At 59.5% G+C, this 16,604-nt stretch carries 22 protein-coding genes and 7 pseudogenes; 17 read left to right on the top strand and 12 right to left on the bottom strand.

The annotated features are described in order from the left end of the window. Nucleotides 1-11: 11 nt before the first annotated feature. Entirely contained in the window at nt 12-212 is a 201-nt protein-coding gene (locus H1204_RS45420) for a DUF2905 domain-containing protein (RefSeq protein ID WP_180735489.1), read from the bottom strand. A 328-nt stretch (nt 213-540) separates the two neighbouring features. On the opposite strand from H1204_RS45420, the gene H1204_RS45415 reads away from it, so the two are divergent. Next, the gene (locus tag H1204_RS45415) at nt 541-936 is read left to right on the top strand and encodes a hypothetical protein (RefSeq protein WP_180735488.1); all 396 of its coding nucleotides are present in this window, start codon (nt 541-543) and stop codon (nt 934-936) included. Between the two features lie 21 nt (nt 937-957). Here the strand turns inward: H1204_RS45415 and H1204_RS45410 are convergent, their stop codons facing one another. The 4 genes from H1204_RS45410 to H1204_RS45395 form a co-directional block, all read right to left on the bottom strand. Continuing rightward, complete coding sequence (locus H1204_RS45410) at nt 958-1,254, bottom strand: hypothetical protein (protein ID WP_180735487.1); 297 nt, start codon at nt 1,252-1,254, stop codon at nt 958-960. Nucleotides 1,255-1,414: 160 nt separating this feature from the next. Then, nucleotides 1,415-1,564: a hypothetical protein gene (locus H1204_RS45405; protein ID WP_167449616.1), complete on the bottom strand. Its 150-nt coding sequence runs from the start codon at nt 1,562-1,564 to the stop codon at nt 1,415-1,417. A 236-nt stretch (nt 1,565-1,800) separates the two neighbouring features. Next, nucleotides 1,801-2,361, bottom strand: coding sequence for a TIGR01841 family phasin (gene phaP, locus H1204_RS45400; protein WP_180735486.1), 561 nt, complete (start codon nt 2,359-2,361; stop codon nt 1,801-1,803). Nucleotides 2,362-2,617: 256 nt separating this feature from the next. Beyond that, nucleotides 2,618-2,815: a hypothetical protein gene (locus H1204_RS45395; protein ID WP_103154189.1), complete on the bottom strand. Its 198-nt coding sequence runs from the start codon at nt 2,813-2,815 to the stop codon at nt 2,618-2,620. A 498-nt stretch (nt 2,816-3,313) separates the two neighbouring features. On the opposite strand from H1204_RS45395, the gene H1204_RS45390 reads away from it, so the two are divergent. Both H1204_RS45390 and H1204_RS52210 read left to right on the top strand, forming a co-directional pair. Further along, nucleotides 3,314-3,604, top strand: a complete 291-nt coding sequence (locus H1204_RS45390; RefSeq protein WP_180735485.1) for a hypothetical protein — start codon at nt 3,314-3,316, stop codon at nt 3,602-3,604. A gap of 460 nt (nt 3,605-4,064) precedes the next feature. Further along, nucleotides 4,065-4,229: pseudogene (locus tag H1204_RS52210) on the top strand (hypothetical protein); the annotation flags it as partial. 301 nt (nt 4,230-4,530) lie between these two features. Here H1204_RS52210 and H1204_RS45380 read toward each other — a convergent pair. Next, nucleotides 4,531-4,734 (bottom strand): annotated as a pseudogene (locus H1204_RS45380) (ATP-binding protein); the annotation flags it as partial. A gap of 107 nt (nt 4,735-4,841) precedes the next feature. Between H1204_RS45380 and H1204_RS45375 the strand changes: the two are divergent. From H1204_RS45375 to H1204_RS45365, 3 genes are read left to right on the top strand one after another with little or no spacing between them, the layout of a single operon-like run. Next, nucleotides 4,842-5,033: a hypothetical protein gene (locus tag H1204_RS45375; protein WP_180735483.1), complete on the top strand. Its 192-nt coding sequence runs from the start codon at nt 4,842-4,844 to the stop codon at nt 5,031-5,033. A gap of 13 nt (nt 5,034-5,046) precedes the next feature. Continuing rightward, the gene (locus H1204_RS45370; protein ID WP_180735482.1) at nt 5,047-5,325 is read left to right on the top strand and encodes a hypothetical protein; all 279 of its coding nucleotides are present in this window, start codon (nt 5,047-5,049) and stop codon (nt 5,323-5,325) included. Nucleotides 5,326-5,354: 29 nt separating this feature from the next. Next, nucleotides 5,355-5,615 carry a hypothetical protein gene (locus tag H1204_RS45365; RefSeq protein ID WP_180735481.1) on the top strand — a complete coding sequence of 87 codons (261 nt, stop codon included), beginning with the start codon at nt 5,355-5,357 and terminating at the stop codon, nt 5,613-5,615. Between the two features lie 127 nt (nt 5,616-5,742). Here H1204_RS45365 and H1204_RS45360 read toward each other — a convergent pair. Next, nucleotides 5,743-6,366 (bottom strand): annotated as a pseudogene (locus H1204_RS45360) (RtcB family protein); the annotation flags it as partial. A gap of 134 nt (nt 6,367-6,500) precedes the next feature. Here H1204_RS45360 and H1204_RS52205 point away from each other — a divergent pair. The 6 genes and pseudogenes from H1204_RS52205 to H1204_RS45345 all read left to right on the top strand — a co-directional run. After that, nucleotides 6,501-6,644 (top strand): annotated as a pseudogene (locus H1204_RS52205) (IS110 family transposase); the annotation flags it as partial. A 201-nt stretch (nt 6,645-6,845) separates the two neighbouring features. Next, complete coding sequence (locus H1204_RS45355) at nt 6,846-7,388, top strand: arsenate reductase ArsC (protein WP_180735480.1); 543 nt, start codon at nt 6,846-6,848, stop codon at nt 7,386-7,388. A 185-nt stretch (nt 7,389-7,573) separates the two neighbouring features. Further along, complete coding sequence (locus H1204_RS53145) at nt 7,574-7,789, top strand: DUF255 domain-containing protein (protein ID WP_346015784.1); 216 nt, start codon at nt 7,574-7,576, stop codon at nt 7,787-7,789. Beyond that, nucleotides 7,782-7,988: a DUF255 domain-containing protein gene (locus H1204_RS53140; RefSeq protein WP_346015783.1), complete on the top strand. Its 207-nt coding sequence runs from the start codon at nt 7,782-7,784 to the stop codon at nt 7,986-7,988. The genes H1204_RS53145 and H1204_RS53140 overlap by 8 nt, the downstream gene beginning before the upstream one ends. Continuing rightward, nucleotides 7,982-8,902, top strand: coding sequence for a hypothetical protein (locus H1204_RS53135; RefSeq protein ID WP_346015782.1), 921 nt, complete (start codon nt 7,982-7,984; stop codon nt 8,900-8,902). Before H1204_RS53140 ends, H1204_RS53135 begins: the two co-directional genes overlap by 7 nt. 661 nt (nt 8,903-9,563) lie before the next feature. Continuing rightward, the gene (locus tag H1204_RS45345) at nt 9,564-10,538 is read left to right on the top strand and encodes a cysteine synthase A (protein WP_180736336.1); all 975 of its coding nucleotides are present in this window, start codon (nt 9,564-9,566) and stop codon (nt 10,536-10,538) included. 323 nt (nt 10,539-10,861) lie between these two features. Here the strand turns inward: H1204_RS45345 and H1204_RS52200 are convergent. From H1204_RS52200 to H1204_RS45330, 3 genes and pseudogenes are all read right to left on the bottom strand, one after another. Further along, a pseudogene (locus H1204_RS52200) lies at nt 10,862-10,954 on the bottom strand (DDE-type integrase/transposase/recombinase); the annotation flags it as partial. An 86-nt stretch (nt 10,955-11,040) separates the two neighbouring features. Further along, nucleotides 11,041-11,587, bottom strand: a pseudogene (locus tag H1204_RS45335) (aldolase/citrate lyase family protein); the annotation flags it as partial. Nucleotides 11,588-11,747: 160 nt separating this feature from the next. Further along, on the bottom strand, nt 11,748-12,023 hold the full coding sequence (locus H1204_RS45330) for a hypothetical protein (RefSeq protein ID WP_180735478.1): 276 nt from the start codon (nt 12,021-12,023) through the stop codon (nt 11,748-11,750). 173 nt (nt 12,024-12,196) lie between these two features. Here H1204_RS45330 and H1204_RS45325 point away from each other — a divergent pair, with 173 nt between their 5' ends. Beyond that, entirely contained in the window at nt 12,197-12,424 is a 228-nt protein-coding gene (locus tag H1204_RS45325) for a hypothetical protein (RefSeq protein ID WP_180735213.1), read from the top strand. Nucleotides 12,425-12,764: 340 nt separating this feature from the next. Here the strand turns inward: H1204_RS45325 and H1204_RS45320 are convergent, their stop codons facing one another. Beyond that, a complete protein-coding gene (locus tag H1204_RS45320) occupies nt 12,765-13,127 on the bottom strand; it encodes a DUF6880 family protein (protein WP_243469022.1) in 363 nt (120 codons plus the stop codon). Between the two features lie 111 nt (nt 13,128-13,238). Between H1204_RS45320 and H1204_RS45315 the strand changes: the two genes are divergently transcribed. The 3 genes and pseudogenes from H1204_RS45315 to H1204_RS45305 form a co-directional block, all read left to right on the top strand. After that, nucleotides 13,239-13,697, top strand: coding sequence for a transposase (locus tag H1204_RS45315; protein WP_243469021.1), 459 nt, complete (start codon nt 13,239-13,241; stop codon nt 13,695-13,697). A 17-nt stretch (nt 13,698-13,714) separates the two neighbouring features. Further along, the gene (tnpB, locus tag H1204_RS45310; RefSeq protein ID WP_180735477.1) at nt 13,715-14,068 is read left to right on the top strand and encodes an IS66 family insertion sequence element accessory protein TnpB; all 354 of its coding nucleotides are present in this window, start codon (nt 13,715-13,717) and stop codon (nt 14,066-14,068) included. A 31-nt stretch (nt 14,069-14,099) separates the two neighbouring features. Next, nucleotides 14,100-14,513, top strand: a pseudogene (locus H1204_RS45305) (transposase); the annotation flags it as partial. Nucleotides 14,514-14,572: 59 nt separating this feature from the next. Here the strand turns inward: H1204_RS45305 and H1204_RS45300 are convergent. Further along, nucleotides 14,573-15,219, bottom strand: a protein-coding gene (locus H1204_RS45300) for an IS6 family transposase (RefSeq protein ID WP_243469020.1) whose coding sequence is annotated in 2 segments (ribosomal slippage) — nt 14,573-15,087 and nt 15,087-15,219 — 648 coding nt in all. Because the reading frame shifts where the segments join, the coding sequence is not laid out codon by codon here. Nucleotides 15,220-15,804: 585 nt separating this feature from the next. On the opposite strand from H1204_RS45300, the gene H1204_RS45295 reads away from it, so the two are divergent. Continuing rightward, complete coding sequence (locus H1204_RS45295) at nt 15,805-16,263, top strand: hypothetical protein (protein ID WP_180735476.1); 459 nt, start codon at nt 15,805-15,807, stop codon at nt 16,261-16,263. The last annotated feature ends 341 nt before the right edge of the window (nt 16,264-16,604 follow it).

Genomic DNA, 16,604 nt, shown 5'->3' with positions numbered 1-16,604 from the left:
GCGTCCCGGGCTCATCGCCTGAACAGCCAGAGCAGGATCGACAAAACGACTGAAATGACGATGCACGTCACGATCGGAAGATGGAAGCTGAACCCCGGCCGCACGATGTTGATGTCGCCGGGCAGGCGGCCGAGCGGCAGCCGGGACAGCCACCGCCAGCCGAGACCTGCGGCAATCAGGAGTATTCCGCTGATGATCAGAACGCGTTGCATGGTGATGAATTGCTCCGTTCACTCGTAGGCAGTCCTTTGCGCAGCACGCCACGTCCGACGTTCGTTGATTTCACGCAGGACAGTGTCCGGCATCGGCGCGTTGCCGTCGCGCTCGAGCAAGATGGCGTGGCGAAGAAGTCGAAATCGCTCTTCTATGGGGTATTGAATGTCAAGCCCTGTGATGCCAACAGTGTATTGCCGCGAGCCCCGCTATATGTTCGTTGTCGATATAGAGGTGCCGAAGCATCACCGGTGCAGAACTCTGCGGGAGCGAACCCATAGCAACGCCTGAAGGCAGCTTCCGCGCCCCAGCTTCGATCTGTACCACATGTACGACACCATGGGCTGCACGAGCACTTTGTTTCAGCGTTGGTCGGCTATCTCTTTGGCCAGAATCGGCCCGCCCACAAGGTCCATTCTGCGAAGCGGGCTCGATCGAGGATGCGGCTTCACCATGACCTACCGCGGGAGCGCGCAACGTCACGAATTTCTTGTCTCACTCGTCCGGCTTGAGCCAGACGAGCGGCGCATCATTCACCCGACCTGCCATCAACCGGCCGTCCGGTTGCCGGATCAGGAGTCCGCTGGCGTCGCCTCGATACCCTGCGCTGGTGCCGGACTCGATGTTGCCTCTTTAGCAACTGCCTTCTTCACGACGGGCTTTTTCACCGCGGCTTTCCTGGTCACCACTTTCTTCGCCGATGGTGCGCAGTCCGATGCGTGACGGCCGTAGGTCTGTGCCTGTCTACCCTGCTCCGAGGGACGTCGATCTGTATTTCGATGTCCAATGTGGATGTTGCTGCGTGCGGCTGTGCGACGCCGCGCTGAGCGTGTCCAGCCGGGCAAGCAGCACGCGGGCCTTCGCCTCAAGGGCCGGCAGCAGGTTCGTCGCCAGGAGCACAGTGATCCGCGAACGCCAGTAATCCGGCGACGTGACGGGACTCGCCTCCCCGGTATCGTCGTCGTGAAGCAGACGCTCGAGTCGCAGGATCATGGAGCGGATGTGCACCAGGTGCCGTACGGCCTGATCAGCATGGTTCATGTGTTCTTGGCCCCTTGCTTGTTGTTCTGCCCGCCAGTCCTTTCCACACGACGTTCCTGGTCGTGAAGCACGTGCGGGAAGTCGGACCTGTAGATGGTGTGTGCCCCTCATCCAGCGTCACCTGCAGCGCCCGTCAGGTCCAGGCACGTCATGCGTAACATCAATTCATGTGCTGGCGCCAGACAACGGATTCCAGTTGCCGGAGCAACTGCGTCCGCCGATGTTCGCGTCGATAGTGGCCGAACACAAAGATGGCCGCGAACAGCAGGACGGCCGAACCTAGGGCGGTGCCTAGCCAGGCTTCATCCATCCTCACCTCCTGCAATGTGCTATGACCTGATCTGGTCGTCGATGCGCGCGTGCTTTCGAGTGCGGTTCGGCGGCTAACGCCTGACACGGACCGCTTGACGGCCTCTCGATGCGTCGGGTGACGATCAGATCACTCCGCCCGGTCAGCTTGCCACGACGGTCGTGGTCCGCTTATGAAGGAGTCCTTAATATGGACCATCCCTGCCATCATATGCTCAGAACCGGATTCCCAGGGGGCTATCGCTTTGCGGCCTGGGATACCGGTTCGCTCCCACGCTTGGTGTCCCCTGATGCGGCCGCCGCAGCCATGTCAAGGTTGCTTCTGGCGACTTCGACCGCCTGCTGGCCGGTTCTCTGTACGGTTTCGACCAGCGTTTGGGCCGCCTTGATCGCTGAGTCCAGCGCGGCGACGGCCGCCTCCGAGCCAGCCGGCGCGTTTTTTGCGACATCCTCCACTACCGACTGCATCTGGCGGACGTACGCTTCGCATTGCGTCTGCGCGACTTTCGCGAATTCGGCCTGGGTCGACAACATGATGTCGAACAGTTGCCGGTTGTAGCTTTGCACCTTTTCTGCCGTCGGCGCGGCGAGGCTGTCCTGCAACGCGAGCCGGTCCCGCGATTCCTTCACGGATAGTGCCTTCTGCGCCAGATCAAACGAATCCGCCAGCGTCGAGCGGGTCACCTGCATGTTCAGTTCAGCCAGTTTCTCAACGCCTTCGACGACCTTGTTGCCCAGGCCGAACAGGATGTCGAGGTTGGCCTTCCGCGTTGCTGCTACCTGTTCCGGGGTCAGCATGATGAAAACTCCTGTAAGGACGATCCGCGCGAACGTTGTGCCGCCCAGTACGGATCACAACGGGAAACGGCGGGATTGCGTGAAGCCGATGAAGTGCGTGGCTCGGGGCACACGCAGATAGTCCGCAGGTCAACGTTGAATCGGGGCGACCGATATATCGGATGTCGAACGCCACCGAGTGTCCGCCGCTGTACACGTGACGTCACGGTGTTGCGTCAGTGCGCGGGATCGGACTCGCCGACGGCTGCTACCTTACCTAGCGTTTTCGGGCAACGGCCTGAAGCACTGAATCGCCGTCGCGGGTGAGGCGGAAACGCTGACCTCCGGACGCGAGTTGTTCCAGCGCGACCAGTTGCTGTTCCAGCAGAGTGTCAAGTGCTTCGCGGTTCAGGTCGATCTGGTCAGGTGCTGCCTTGACCAGCATTAGCGTGGCGAATTCGTGAGGGCTTAGCATGCATGTCTCTCCGTTATCTGGATTATCAGTCGTACTGACGCATCAATTACCGGTGACGCGCATTCTCGCTGTCGATATTCGGTATTTATTCCAGTTTCTTATATCCGGCATTGCGAATTCGGTTTTTCAACGCCGGACCCAAATATTAAGTCCGAATGGAGCGCGGGACGGGATAAAAATAGTGCATGAATTTCGCATCTTGATAGAGGCGCTTTTGTCCACCGTATCGCGCCCGACGCGCATATGTTTGAAAAGTAGTCTCAGTAAGTCTCAGTCGGTACCACAGGGCCGTGACCAGAACCATGTGTTTAGCCTCTCAGGCGATGTGGCCAGACTAAATAGCCACTGTACAAATAGCTTTGCTGGCACACCCGATTTAAACCTAATTTGCTTGATTTAAATACTAATACTTTTCAGTTAATATGATTCTCATTATCAAAATGTCAGATTCGCGAGCTACACTTCTACGAAAAATTCACGGCAACAATGAGCGAAGCGATGACCTCTCAACATGAACGAGCGGGCGTCACCACGAGCCTGACTGTGCGCGCTGCCGCCGGCCAGTTGAGAATTCTGCCTGTCTGGCAGGCGCTGGGCCCCCATGCCGCGAAGGCCAGACGGACCAGGGTTCACTGCAGCAGGAAGCACAACGTCGACGAGATGACGCTGATGTTTGAGGCGGTTTCAACTTCCGATCTGCGCGAAGTAGCCTGGCGGCTGAACGCCCAGTCCTGGGTCGTAGCGACCTCGCTTCATACCTTACCGGCCGGCTCATCCACTGTCCGGTGAGATGGTGGGTAATGCCCGGTTCATCTGCAGCCAGGATCCTCGCGCTTCTGCTCGCAGTCGCTCGTGGACATCGTATGCGGGAGTAGGACTGGGGCGGAGCGGCGGCTTTGATCCTGGCAACAGGCAACAGCGAGCCGCTGCGCAACGTCCTCGCAAGGGGTCGCGAATGGCGGTTCGCTACGCCGGCCCGTTGCAGGCTTTCGGGAGCGGGACAATGCGCGAACGAGGTCCGGGGCTGCGCTCATACGTGACACGTCCGACCTGAGCTGGCCCGCTACTGGCCGCCGACCTGGGCAGAGGGTTAGCCCCGTATCCAGCCCCGCTAGATGTGGACGGGATCATGACCCATCTTGCGCATCTGCTCGACGATCTGCTCGACAGCGCTCGCATTGCGTCCGGGCAGCTTCAACTGAGCCGCGCGCCGATCGACCTGCGTGCGGCAATCGGCACCGGCGGTGGCGTCGGACGGGACGTTGCGATCACTCCGGACAAGGTCGTGTACTGCAACCGTGTCATCGAGCTGATCCAGTATCAGCCGCAGACCTCAACAGTCTGGCGTGAGCCAGTATTGATCGTCCCTTGGTGGATACTGAAGTACTACATTCTCGATCTGTCGCCGCACAACTGCACAACTCGCTCGTTCGCTACTTTCCTCGCGGAACCCCCGCAACGAAGCGCGGGATGTCGGCCTGAACGCTTTCTGACCTGAATTCAACTCGCCGGGACCATTTATGCCTCATTGGCACCACGGCACGCAGCAACGCCTGCGCTCGACGCGCGGCCATCCGCTTCCGTGTGACTGCCCGTGCCCGATTGTGAAGCTTTTTTTGCACGGAAATACGCCATGGTGGATAGCGTCAAGCAGGATGTCCGGTCGGTTTACCGACAAACATCTTGGCCGGTCGACCGAGGTGATTGTCGCTGCATCAGGGGGTCATGGTTGTCGCTCCGTTCGGGTTGTCAGTGGGTAATTGACGGCGGCGCTCTTTCTGTTTGTCGCTGGCTGTGCGGCGCCGATAGCTTTCGACATTCAGCTCGAAGATCGTCGAGTGATGGACGAGCCTGTCGATGGCGGCCACCGTCATGCCGGGGTCCGGGAAGACGTCATTCCAGCCGGAGAATGGCTGGTGAAATCTTCGTCGACCTCTGGTATCGATCGGCGCCCTTTCAACGACGTCAAAATGGTTAACGAGAATACACCTATCAAGTTTCCCCCTGCGTTGCCGTTACCGCAGACATGGAAAAGAACATTGCCTTGCAGATCGTCAGGTCGGCACACCATACGGCCCAAGCGATCGCCAACTCGCAGCCCGACCTTTCTGAAACCGAACAGGAAGCGCTGTATGACCGCGTTTATCTGGGTCTCCTCGAAGACAGCGTCGGATCTATGAGCATTGGCGAACTGCTCGACGTTCTGGCCGAACGATAATCACGCGACACCCATGAAGAGAATAATCACCCTACTTGCGCTGACGACCATCGCCGCCTGCACAACCATATCCGACGTAACACCGGCCGGCGACGGGCACTACACAGTTACGACGCAGGTGCGCGGCGGCATGACGCCGTGGGGCGAAATCAAAGCATCAAGTCTGAGACGAGCCGACGACTATTGCCGCCAACAGGGCAAACAGATGCATCAGGTCGACATGCAGACGCATGGCGTACGAGGATGGACGCCTCAGGAGGCGGAACTCACGTTCTCATGTACGTCCGGGTAACATGCTCGCATACCGCCCACGGAGGCGACATGCAGAACCCCGCCCTCTTCCACGTCCTGCTCGATTATCTCGAATCGATAAACGCGCCGCCGATGGAGATCGAGCGATTTATTGATCGCTGGCATCGGCTACGATCGCACGAGTCTTTCCCGTGCCCTGTCTGCTTTCTCATGGGCGAGGAACAACCTCTGCTTCCAGTGTCGGCGCAAGGTAACGTGAGCCGCTTGTGTGTCCGACCTGCCGAACTCAATACAACGTGCCGATCGACGATTGATGCGAGCTTTCGTTGACGCGTCGTGCATCGAACTGTTCTGCTACTCGTAGTCGCCCCGATCATTGTCCACGAGGACAAGACACGGAATTCTCCCATCGCCGCCTGCCGGATTTCGTCCTGACCAAGACTATCTGCGGGTGCGGACCCAGCGACACCAGGTAGTCATCGAAGTGCCGGCTGCCTTCCCTCAAGTACGCGAGATCCTTGTCCGGAAGATTCGCAAGGTGTTGACGCATGTCGGCCTGGGCCAGCGTGATGAAGAGGCTGCCGATCGCGTTGCCCACGCCGCGTGATCCGCTGTGCAGCATGAACCAGACGCTGTCATCGCCATCGAGACATACCTCGATGAAGTGATTGCCGGTGCCGAGCGTGCCTACGTGCGCGTGATTGTTCGTGCGCGCGAGGGAAGGATACTTGTCGACGATGCGCTGAAAACTGGGCGCCAGCAGCTTCCAGGCGTCGTCGACGGCTGGCGGGGGACGCGACCATGCACCCGGATCGCGTCGTCCCATCGCACCGCCGTGCGGCACGGCGCGTTCAATCGCGCTGCGCACGCGGGAAAGCGAAACGGGCAGGTCCGCGGCCGTCAACGTTGTACGAACCGCCATCATCCCGCAGCCGATATCGACGCCCACGGCCGCCGGGATGATTGCGCCCTGTGTCGGAATCACGCTGCCGATCGTCGAGCCATTGCCCACGTGCGCGTCCCACATCTTCACGGCCTTGCCGCTTGCCACTTCCATTAGTTGATAATCGACCGGACTCATGCCTCTGTCCCTTCGTCAGCTTCGCTCATCGGCACGGGTCAGTGTGCGCGGTACGGCATTAGCGTGAGCCGGTTTTTCTGTTTCGACAAGTATTCACATGTACTCGAGCGCTCAGCACGGTCCCGTTGTATTCGAGGTTGACACCGGAGGCGTGAAGCATCCGCATCGTCCACGAAGCGGGCCCGCGCGGCTATGGACTTTACGGTCAGCTCGTGCGGAAGGGATTCGACTGCATCATGTGTGCGCCGTCACTGATTCCGAATAGGCGCGGCGAGCGCTGCGTCGCAGCGATTTACGGCAGATCAGGGTGAACGGGCACGCGTTAATTGAGCATTGGCATTGCAAGACAGCCCTATCGATCCGGTCGCTGAGCACGGCATTCTCCGTACCGCACGTGACGGGACTAGACTTAAGAGGTTGATACGCGGACCGCGCCTTTCTGATGCGACGTTCGCGACCGTTCCTTCAGGGAGCCGTTCATGAATGACCGGACGTATAACGTGCTCTTTCTTTGCACCGGCAACTCGGCGCGCAGTGTGATGGCAGAGGCGCTACTTCACACACTGGGGAAAGGTCGATTTCGCGCCTACAGCGCAGGAAGTAATCCGATCGGAAAGATCAATCCTTTCGCCATCGAACAGGTGCGCAAGACGGGGTATGACCTGGCGAATCTGCGCAGCAAATCGTGGGACGAGTTCGCCATCTCCGAGCCGAGCGCACCCCATATGGACTTCGTTATTACCGTGTGCGATCAGGCCGCTGGGGATGTATGCCCAGTGTGGCCCGGCCATCCCGCATCGGCACACTGGAGCTTCTCCGACCCCGCCGCCGTGGAGGGGCCGGATGAAAGCAAACGTGCTGCATTCAAACAGGTTTTCCAGCAGATTCGATGCAGGGTCGAGGCGTTCGTCGAGGTACCACTGGACGAAGTTGATGACGCCGCCATTCGTGCCGCGTTGCGACGGATTAGCGACATCGACATCACGGCCATCGGCGCATCCGGGATGCCGACGCGAGGCTAGAGCTTTCGAAGAGCAATTCCGATTGTCTGGGTTTCTGGTGACGGCTACGGCCAACCCGGCGCCAGAGTGGTCGATGAACCGGACGGTTCGATGAGCGCGGCGCAGTTGGCCGCGCCCCTGCAGGGCACGCGACCCTGCCCGAATTGATCATGAGCGCTGGTGGGTGCGCCCGGATGGAGATCAGCATGACAAACCGGCTTGCTACGGAATCCTCGCCTTATCTCTGCCAGCATGCGGACAACCCGGTGGACTGGTATCCGTGGAGCGACGAGGCGTTTCGCCGCGCGCGCGAGGAAAACAGGCCGATCGCTCTCTCGGTGGACTACGCCGCGTGCCACTGGTGCCATGTCATGGCGCACGAGTCCTTGCGAGAATCCGCGCATTGCCAGCCTGATGAATGAGCGCTATGTCAGCATCAAGGTCGATCGGCAGGAGCGTCCCGACATCGACGAAATCTACCAGCAGGTCAGCCAGATGATGGGACAGGGAGGCGGCTGGCCGCTTACCGTATTTCTCACGCCACAGGGAGAGCCATTCTTCGGCGGCACCTATTTCCCCCGGACGATCGCTATGGCCGCCCCGCGTTCGCGCGCGTGTTGATAGCCCTGAGTGAAGCCTGGCGGCATCGGCAGGATGAACTGCGGGACACCATTGTGCAGATTCAGCCGGGCTTCCGGCAGCTCGATCAGGCACACCAGGGCGAGCCAGGCGCCGCTGTCGAAGATCTGCCTGCACAGACAGCACATGCCTTGACACGGGACACCGACCCGGCTCATGGGGGGCTCGGCGGCGCGCCCAAGTTCCCCAATCCGAGCTGTTACGACCTCATGCTACGCGTCTATGAACGAAGCCGCGAACCCTCGCTGTTTGACGCATTGGAACTCACACTCGACCACATGGCGGCGGGCGGCATCTATGACCAGGTCGGCGGCGGATTCGCCCGCTATAGCGTCGACGCGCATTGGGCCGTGCCGCACTTCGAGAAAATGCTGTATGACAATGGCCAGCTTGTAAAGCTGTACGCGGATACCTATCGCCTGACTGGCAAGCGAACATGGCGCTGCATTTTCGAGGAGACCCTCGCCTATATTCTGCGCGACATGACGCACCCCGAAGGCGGCTTCTACGCCAGCGAGGATGCCGACAGCGAAGGCCAGGAAGGCAAATTCTATTGCTGGATGCCCGCCGAGATCAAGGCAGTCCTTGGCGAGTCCGAAGGCGCACTGGCCTGCAGGGCCTACGGTGTGACAGAACACGGCAATTTCGAGCACGGCGCCACGGTACTCCACCGTGCGGTCGAGCTGGACGCGCGGGAAGAAACGCAGCTCGCAGGCTGGCGCGAGCAGTTGCTGGCGGCGCGCGCCCGACGTGTGCGCCCGGCCCGGGACGACAACATTCTCACCGGTTGGAATGGTCTGATGATCGCGGGGCTCTGTGCCGCCTTCCAGGCGACGGGTGTCCCGAGTATCTCGGCGCGGCAAAGCGTGCCGCCAAATTTATCGGGAACGAACTGACACTGGCCGACGGCGGCGTATTCCGGGTCTGGAAGGACGGCGTAGCCAAGGTGCCGGGGTTTCTCGAGGATTACGCCTTTCTCTGTAATGCACTGCTCGACCTCTACGAATCATGCTTCGACGGGCGCACCTCGATCGTGCGATCGAACTTACGGCCCTCATTCTCGACAAGTTCGGGGAGGACGGGCTGCATTTCACGCCGTGCGATAGCGAGCCCTTGGTGCACAGGCCCCGTGCCCAATACGGCAGCGCCTCGCCGTCTGGGATCTCATCGAGCGCATTTGCTTTCGTGCGTCTGCATGCACTCACCGGGCGCGATCTCTACCAGGATGGAATCCGGTGTGGGACCGTCGGTCGGCGTCGCAGGCGCCGCCCCGCCCCCGATTCCCGTTACACCGCGCGGCCGGCACGGGCAATGAATGCCGGCTGCCCGGGTCAGTCCGGTTCCCCACCAGCCGACAGCACAGCACTACCGCATTGCAGATCAGATAACGTTTGTCATACGCACAACGAGGATCGATCAATTCGAAGAAGAAGGCCCCCGCCCGAACAAACGCGCTGCCGCCTGGCAATCTGGACAGGGCTGGCGTCCGTTGGGTTTATCGATCTATTCTGGAAGCATTGGCCGTTCGTCACGATTGATCGCGTGCAAGAGGACATCATGAATGTACAGGATGGTTTCACCGGCTGCATCGGCAACACGCCGCTGATCCGGCTTGCAAAGCTCAGTGCGGAAACAGGGTGTGAAATTCTTGGCAAGGCGGAATTCCTGAATCCGGGCGGCTCGGTAAAAGACCGCGCAGCGCTCTATATCATCCAGGACGCCGAGCGGCGTGGCGTGCTCAACGCGGGCGGCACGGTGGTGGAGGGCACCGCCGGCAATACTGGCATCGGCCTGGCGCATATCTGCGCCGCGCGTGGTTATCGTTGCGTGATCATCATTCCGGAGACCCAGTCGCAGGAAAAAATGGACCTCCTGCGGGTGCTTGGTGCGGAGGTGCGCCCGGTGCCAGCAGTGCCGTACAAGGATCCCAACAACTACCAGAAGATCGCCGGGCGGCTGGCGCAGGAAATCGGGAACGCTATCTGGGCCAACCAGTTCGATAACCTCGTCAACCGGCAGGCCCACTATGAAACCACCGGGCCGGAAATCTGGCGCGACACGGCTGGCACGGTGGACGCTTTCGTGTGTGCTACCGGGACCGGCGGCACACTCGCCGGTGTTGCGCGTTTTCTCAAGGAACAGAATCCGGCGGTGAGAACCGTGCTTGCCGACCCGCACGGCAGTGGACTGTACAGTTTCGTGAAAACGCGAGAAATCAAGGCGGAAGGGAACTCGATCACGGAGGGTATTGGCTCCAGCCGAGTCACCACCAACCTGGAGGGCACGCCCATCGACGACGCGGTGCGCATCGACGACCAGAGTTGCGTCACGATGGTGTACCGTCTGCTGCGGGAAGAGGGGCTGTTCGTGGGCGGTTCCAGCGGCATCAATGTAGCGGCGACCGTCCGGCTGGCCCGGCAGATGGGGCCAGGGAACACCATCGTCACGTTGCTGTGCGATCGTGGGGACCTGTATTTTGCCCGGCTGTTTAATCCCGCCTGGCTGATGGAAAAAGGACTGGTGCCGGGTTGATGAGGTGACTGCACGTCACGCATCTCCCGCGAGCCGGCAGGGCGTCCCGGTAGCCCACGAAACCGCGCCCTCTTTCCGGCCAGAACGTCATCACGAAACTGGCCCGTGCGCTGCCGTTGACGTCGGGCGGAAAGGCTGTGGTGCAAATTTGGTAGGCGGGCGAGGAATCACTCCATTCTTCGGATATCTTAACGAACTGAAAGAACCGCCATCCAAACCGAGGGCGAAATGGTATCTTTGATGTGCACGCTGGTGAGATCGAAGTGGCCTTTGCGAATGTGATGCATCGACTCAATCCATGAAGTCGTATTCGCAGCGTTCCCGAAACGTTTGAAACCGAGCATGACATTCGTTCTGGACTTGACGTTACGATGGTCTTGTTCGATCACGTTATTCAGATACTTCGAGGATCGAATCGCGCTATCCCCTTTAGATCTGTGCAATTTCATTGGTTCAATGGACCAGTGTAAGCGGGCGCCGTCCAAATGACGGCACCCGCCGATCAGTACCCGCCCTTTTCGGTTGGCTGATCCGGTGCTCGCGTGCCTTTATACTCGGCGGCCAGCTGTGCTGCTGCCAAACTTAGCAGTCCGGTGTCAGTACCCACCGCGACGAAGGTCGCGCCCGCCTCCAGGTATTCACTGGCGTACGCACGGTCGGGCGCGAGCACCCCGGCTGCTTTCCCCGCCTTCCGGACAGTCCTGATCCCGGTCCGAGTAGCCTCACGTACACTTTCCACACCGGGTTTGCCAAGAAACCCCATCGAGGCGCTGAGATCTGCCGGCCCGAAGAATACGCCATCCACGCCGTCGATCTCTGCGATTTCCTCCAGATTGGACAGACCTAGCGTCGGTTCCAGCTGCACAAGCACGCAAAAGTCGGTGGACGCAATCGACAGATAGTCGGAAATCCGGTTACAGCGAGATGCCCGCGCCAGCGCAACTGCCCACGCCTCGAACTCCGTCGGGAGGATAACGCGTGGAGGCGACCGCCTCGCGCGCCTGTTCGGCGGTGTCGATCATTGGCAATAGCAATGTCTGAGCAGTAAGCGCCTCGCATGGGTCGTTCTGGCGTGCTGATTGAGGTTTTGGGTAGTTTGGTGTGCACCAAATTATGGACTGACCCGCAAAGTTGGACACTTCTGCAGGGAGTGCTCCCAACCGGAAAAATGCACGAAAATCAAAGGCACCCCGTCTAGCACATTCGGCGTCAAAACTGCGTATTCGTCGTCGATTTTCCGAAAGGCGTATCCGGTTCTCTTTGGAAGATCAGCGGTGGGGTCATTTGGGGGATCGGCGTTCGGCTGCGCACAGATTTGACGGTAATCACTGTCGCATCTTTGTTGGCGTGACGTTCGTTGCCTTGGCGCGTGGTCAGGCGCACGCGACTGCCCTCCTCGTGATCAACGTTCACATACATGCCGTCCGCTTTCTCCTGACTCAAGACGCCCTCTTTCCAGCGCCATGTCTCGAACCGGATCTGCATGCGGGCTTCTCGGAAGAGACGGTCAACAAGGCATGGAAGGGCCTGATTCACGAGTTCCCCTACATCCGCTGCATCCTGCGGAATAAGGTCAGGTCTGGTGCACAAAAAACACCTGCCCTTTCCACGGTTGAAGGGTCCATACTTCAATCAGTGGATATCTGGAGGGCGTCATCATGACTATTCACCGCACTCTGCATGAGGATGTATTCGCCACCTTTGCAAGAGCTTGCCAGGAAGGGGAGTTCGAACTGGCCGAGCATCTGCTTCACGCGATTGAGACCATTGCGCGGCAGAAACAGGATTGCGGCGAACTCGACCGTGCCTACTTGCTACTCACCCATTTCACCAATCGCCCGCACAGTGCGCATTCGGGACCCATGCGTTCGTTTTCCAAGCACTGAACGAGGACTACTTTTCCATAGGGTGACCGCTATGCACTGCCTAAACTTATAGGAGACGAGGCCGAGACCTTATACGGCGATGGACGCTTCTTATAGGAACGCAGCGCCAACTCTTATAGGGCACACGCACCGGGCCGGGTGGGCCAAGGAAGCGCTTACCAGGTTGCGTGACGGAACCCAGCCACGGCACTGTGAACGGAGTCCCTTGTCCCGCTTGGCTTTGGCGGGACTTTGACTACCCTGGCTATTTTTGCCCACGCCCCGAAAACTAAAATCCTCCTCAAAGGCTTGCCAGACAAGGCACTCCGGGACTACGCAGTAGCGAAAATCGCGAACCAAACTATGTTGCAGACAGGGAATCGAGTTTCTGCAAGGCGCACTGCAAATAGTTGCTGCGTTCGCTATTCGGACCGGGCGGCTTGTCCAGCAATCGCTGGAGCAAGACCTTCAGGTCAGAGACGTAGGCAGGTGCCCACGGCTGTGCGGATGCAATAGCCCGAATCAGGGCACGGTACTCTCCGTACTGGTCGGAGATGATCGCCGCGACAACTTTCGTGGCGAGTTCCACCGGCTCGACGTCTGCGTCGACGCTTGCCCTGACCAGATCGGAGCACGCCTCGTCGAAAATGCAGGTGACCTCCCGTCTCTCTTCGGTCGTTCCGCGTCGAGAAACGACGTTTGCGCGCCGAACTCGCTGATCCATTGGCGAACGGCAGCGGCAATTTTTTGTATGCGGTCCTTCAAGGACGCCCTAGCAATGAACGAGTGATTCTCTGATGCTACCTGTCCACGTGGACAGCTGGGATGAGAGTACATGACAGAAGATCGAGATTTGCGTAGCCGCCTGGTAGTTGGCACGAAGCGGGACGGTCGCCGAGAGTACGATCCGCGAGCCCGCGACGAACTGGTCCAGTTGTGCATGAAGCCGGGTGTCTCCATCGCGCGTACGGCGATGGAGTACGAGTTAAACCCGAATCTCCTGCGCGAGTGGATCACGCGCTACCAGAAGGCGCAGGCGACGGGGAATCCCGTGGAGAAGGAGCTCACGCAACCAGACGGTGTATCGATTGATGTCGCGCCACCGGCAATGCGGACTCGCGGACCTGAAGTGCCATCATCATTCATACCGGTCGTTCAAGAGCCGGTGACGGTTGGGCAAGTGGTGTCCGCGCGTAGACCCTCGATAGCCGTTGCCTTGCACGTACGTTTACCCAACGGGGTTGAGTTTGACATCGCAGACGCGACCATCGACGAACTGACCACTGTGGTCTAGATGCTCGGGAGGATGCCGTGTTCCGGTTCGACGACAATCTGAAGGTCTATCTGCATCGCGATCCCGTCGACTTCCGCTACGGCATGAACAGTCTGTCGATTCTCGTCGAGCAGTCGATGCGTCTGAATCCGATGGACACGTCGCTTTACATCTTCGGCAATCGACGTCGCGATCGGATAAAGATCCTTGGCTGGGATGGCAGTGGTTTCTGGCTTCTGATGAAACGATTGGAGACGAGCCACTTCATCTGGCCCGACAACAAGGCTGAGATCGTGACGATGACGACCAAGGTGTTGCACGCGTTGCTCGATGGCGATGACATCACCGCGATTCGACGGCATCCGAAGGCGGAATATCTTCGTGTGAGCTGAACAGTGAGGCGGTGTGCTGGTCTAACCCGCCATGCCGACCAACGTCACGATCACCGCCGAAGAGCTGAAGGCGTTGCTCGCCGAGCGCGATGCTGCTCGTGCGTTGCGAGAAGAACAGGAGGCATTACGCGGTGCCTTACGGCTCGTGACGGCAGAGCGCGACCTCGCCGAGGAGCGACTCCGAGCCTATCGTCGCGAACTCTTCGGCGCGAAGAGCGATGCACGAGATTCTGATCAACCTGGCTTGTTCAACGAAGCCGAGGCGCTCGGCGCGAACAGCGCGCCCGCCCAGGAAGACACGCCGCAGACGACGGTTGGTGCGCACACTCGCAAGAAGCGTGGTCACCGCAAGCCGCTCGATTCCAACCTGCCACGCGAGATCGTACGGTACGAACTGCCCGAAGCCGAACGCTTCTGCACGAACGACGGGCACGAGCTCGTCGAGATGGTTTTGTCGCGATAAGCGCAAGATGACGAAACAGACAGTAGTATAGTGAGGATTACTTATGCCGCTAGCGAGTGGAACTGCTCGGCACGAGTGCATCCAATGCCACGTTCCTCCATTTGACCGTTGGCGGTCATGTGCATGAGTTCGATGCCGCTCAACAGGATGCGGGCACAACGAAAATTCTTGAAGCCCAGCATGGGCCGTGTGCGCCGCTTGATCGCCCGGTGATCTTGCTCTATAACGTTGTTCAGATACTTGTTTTGGCGAATCTTGATCGGTATTTCTCGCTCCGCGTTGAGAGCATCCAGCGCTGCCAGGTTCGCACCGCTTTTATCGATTGTCACCGTCTCGGGTTTGCCGTTTTGGTCAATTGACTTTTCGAAGTAGCGCCGCGCCGCGGCCTTGTCACGATGGGCACGCAGCAGAAAGTCGACCGTGTTGCCCTCCTTGTCGACTGCGCGATACAAATACTTCCACTGACTGCGGACCTTGATATAGGTTTCATCCATTCTCCAGCTCCGGCCGACTGCCTTCTTTTGGCGGCGAAAGGCCTTCTCCAGAACCGGCAAAACTTGATGGCCCAGCGGTGCACGGTTGAATGGTCGACCGAGATTCCGCGCTCCGACATCATCTCTTCCAGGTGTCGGAGACTCAGCGGATAGGCCACATACCAGCGCACGCACGTCAGGGCCGTTTGCTGCAATGCTCGCGGAGATCTGGGCGCAGTCGTCGGTGATCAGATCAAATTCGCCGCCTGCCGTCACGATGACGAACATGCCGGTGTCGCGGCCCGTCACGTTCGGGTGAAAATTGCCGCTCCAGATTCCCTCGATGATGCCGGCATCGCCAACGGGCCTGTTGGCGACGTGAGACTCGTGGTCGCCTCCGCATCTCACCTCACCGCCCAGCAGCGCGATCGACATTAGCCAAACCCAAAGCCGCGTCACGGCCACACCGGTGCTTAACGGTCGCCGTGTTTGATCCATTACGCCGGCGGTGCAGCGGCATAAAGTGGTGGTAGCCCCTAAGCCTAAGCGGGAATTGTTGATTCAGGCGGCCACCGTGCGATTCACCGCCCCACCAGCCTGGCCACAGAACGGTGCCACCGGCTCGCAGGCTATGATGATCGCGACGGTGGCTGCGAAGGAAAGAAGTAACCGCACGCGATAGAATCGTTTGTGCGCATCTCCCCCAAAGACTGCGCATTACCTTGTGTTTTTCGGGGCGCCTTGTGCGCCCTCTTTTCTTGCCAGCCGGCCCGCTTTACTCGCCGCATTTCGGGGGCAGCATGAACGAGGCAACAGCAGTGGCGTTCCTGGTTGCATGTGCGTATCTGCCTATTCGAGCCTTCGCGCAGCAGCCTCCGTCCGATATAGACCTTCGAGCGGCATACTGCATACCGATCGTCAATCAACAGGTGGCCGTCTACCAGAATGCACTGTCCAGCCCCGGCCGGCCATTGCCTCCACAGCTAGAACAGACGATCAAAAACATGGCTGCAGACGCACAGGACAGGGCCGACCACCTGAAGCGCTATCTCCTGCCGAGGATGGCAGACCTCGACGCGACCGCATTGCTAGCAGCCGCCGAGCAGGGGAAGCAGGACTTGCAACGCGGCGAACAGGATGTAATTCAATGCATGACATCCTGCCAGAACGACACCAATCCGGCCGCGTGCACGTCCTCATGCAGCACCGACACGTTGGCTAGGGTGAGAAGGTGCACGAAGCTGGACTGGCTGCCCTGATGCACTCTTAGATCCGTTGTCCTTACGCTAAAAGCTGCGGAGCCAAAACGATGGGCAGCGGAACCATACTCCTTTCGCGAAGGCACGCGATTCACGGTTCGTAAAGTGAAAAAGTCCCGGTGCGCGCCCGCCCGCGACTCGACGTTGGTCCAACTGTCCTGAACTCGCTGTCCTTCAGCACAGCATCTTCGCGCCGTTGCTCGACGAAGTCTCCGAGCCCGAGCCGGGACCCGATTCGCGACCAAACCCGGGAGCGGCGCAATCTGCCGTAGCCCAGACGGGTCCACTCGTTGCAATCGTTTTTCCACAACACCTACACCTCTCCTGCCGCCTCGTTGAGC

The organism is Paraburkholderia sp. PGU19, assembly GCF_013426915.1.
In the GTDB taxonomy this organism is placed as follows: Bacteria; Pseudomonadota; Gammaproteobacteria; order Burkholderiales; family Burkholderiaceae; genus Paraburkholderia.
Note: the sequence above shows the minus strand (reverse complement) of the source record. Positions and strands in the feature narration are given on the sequence as shown.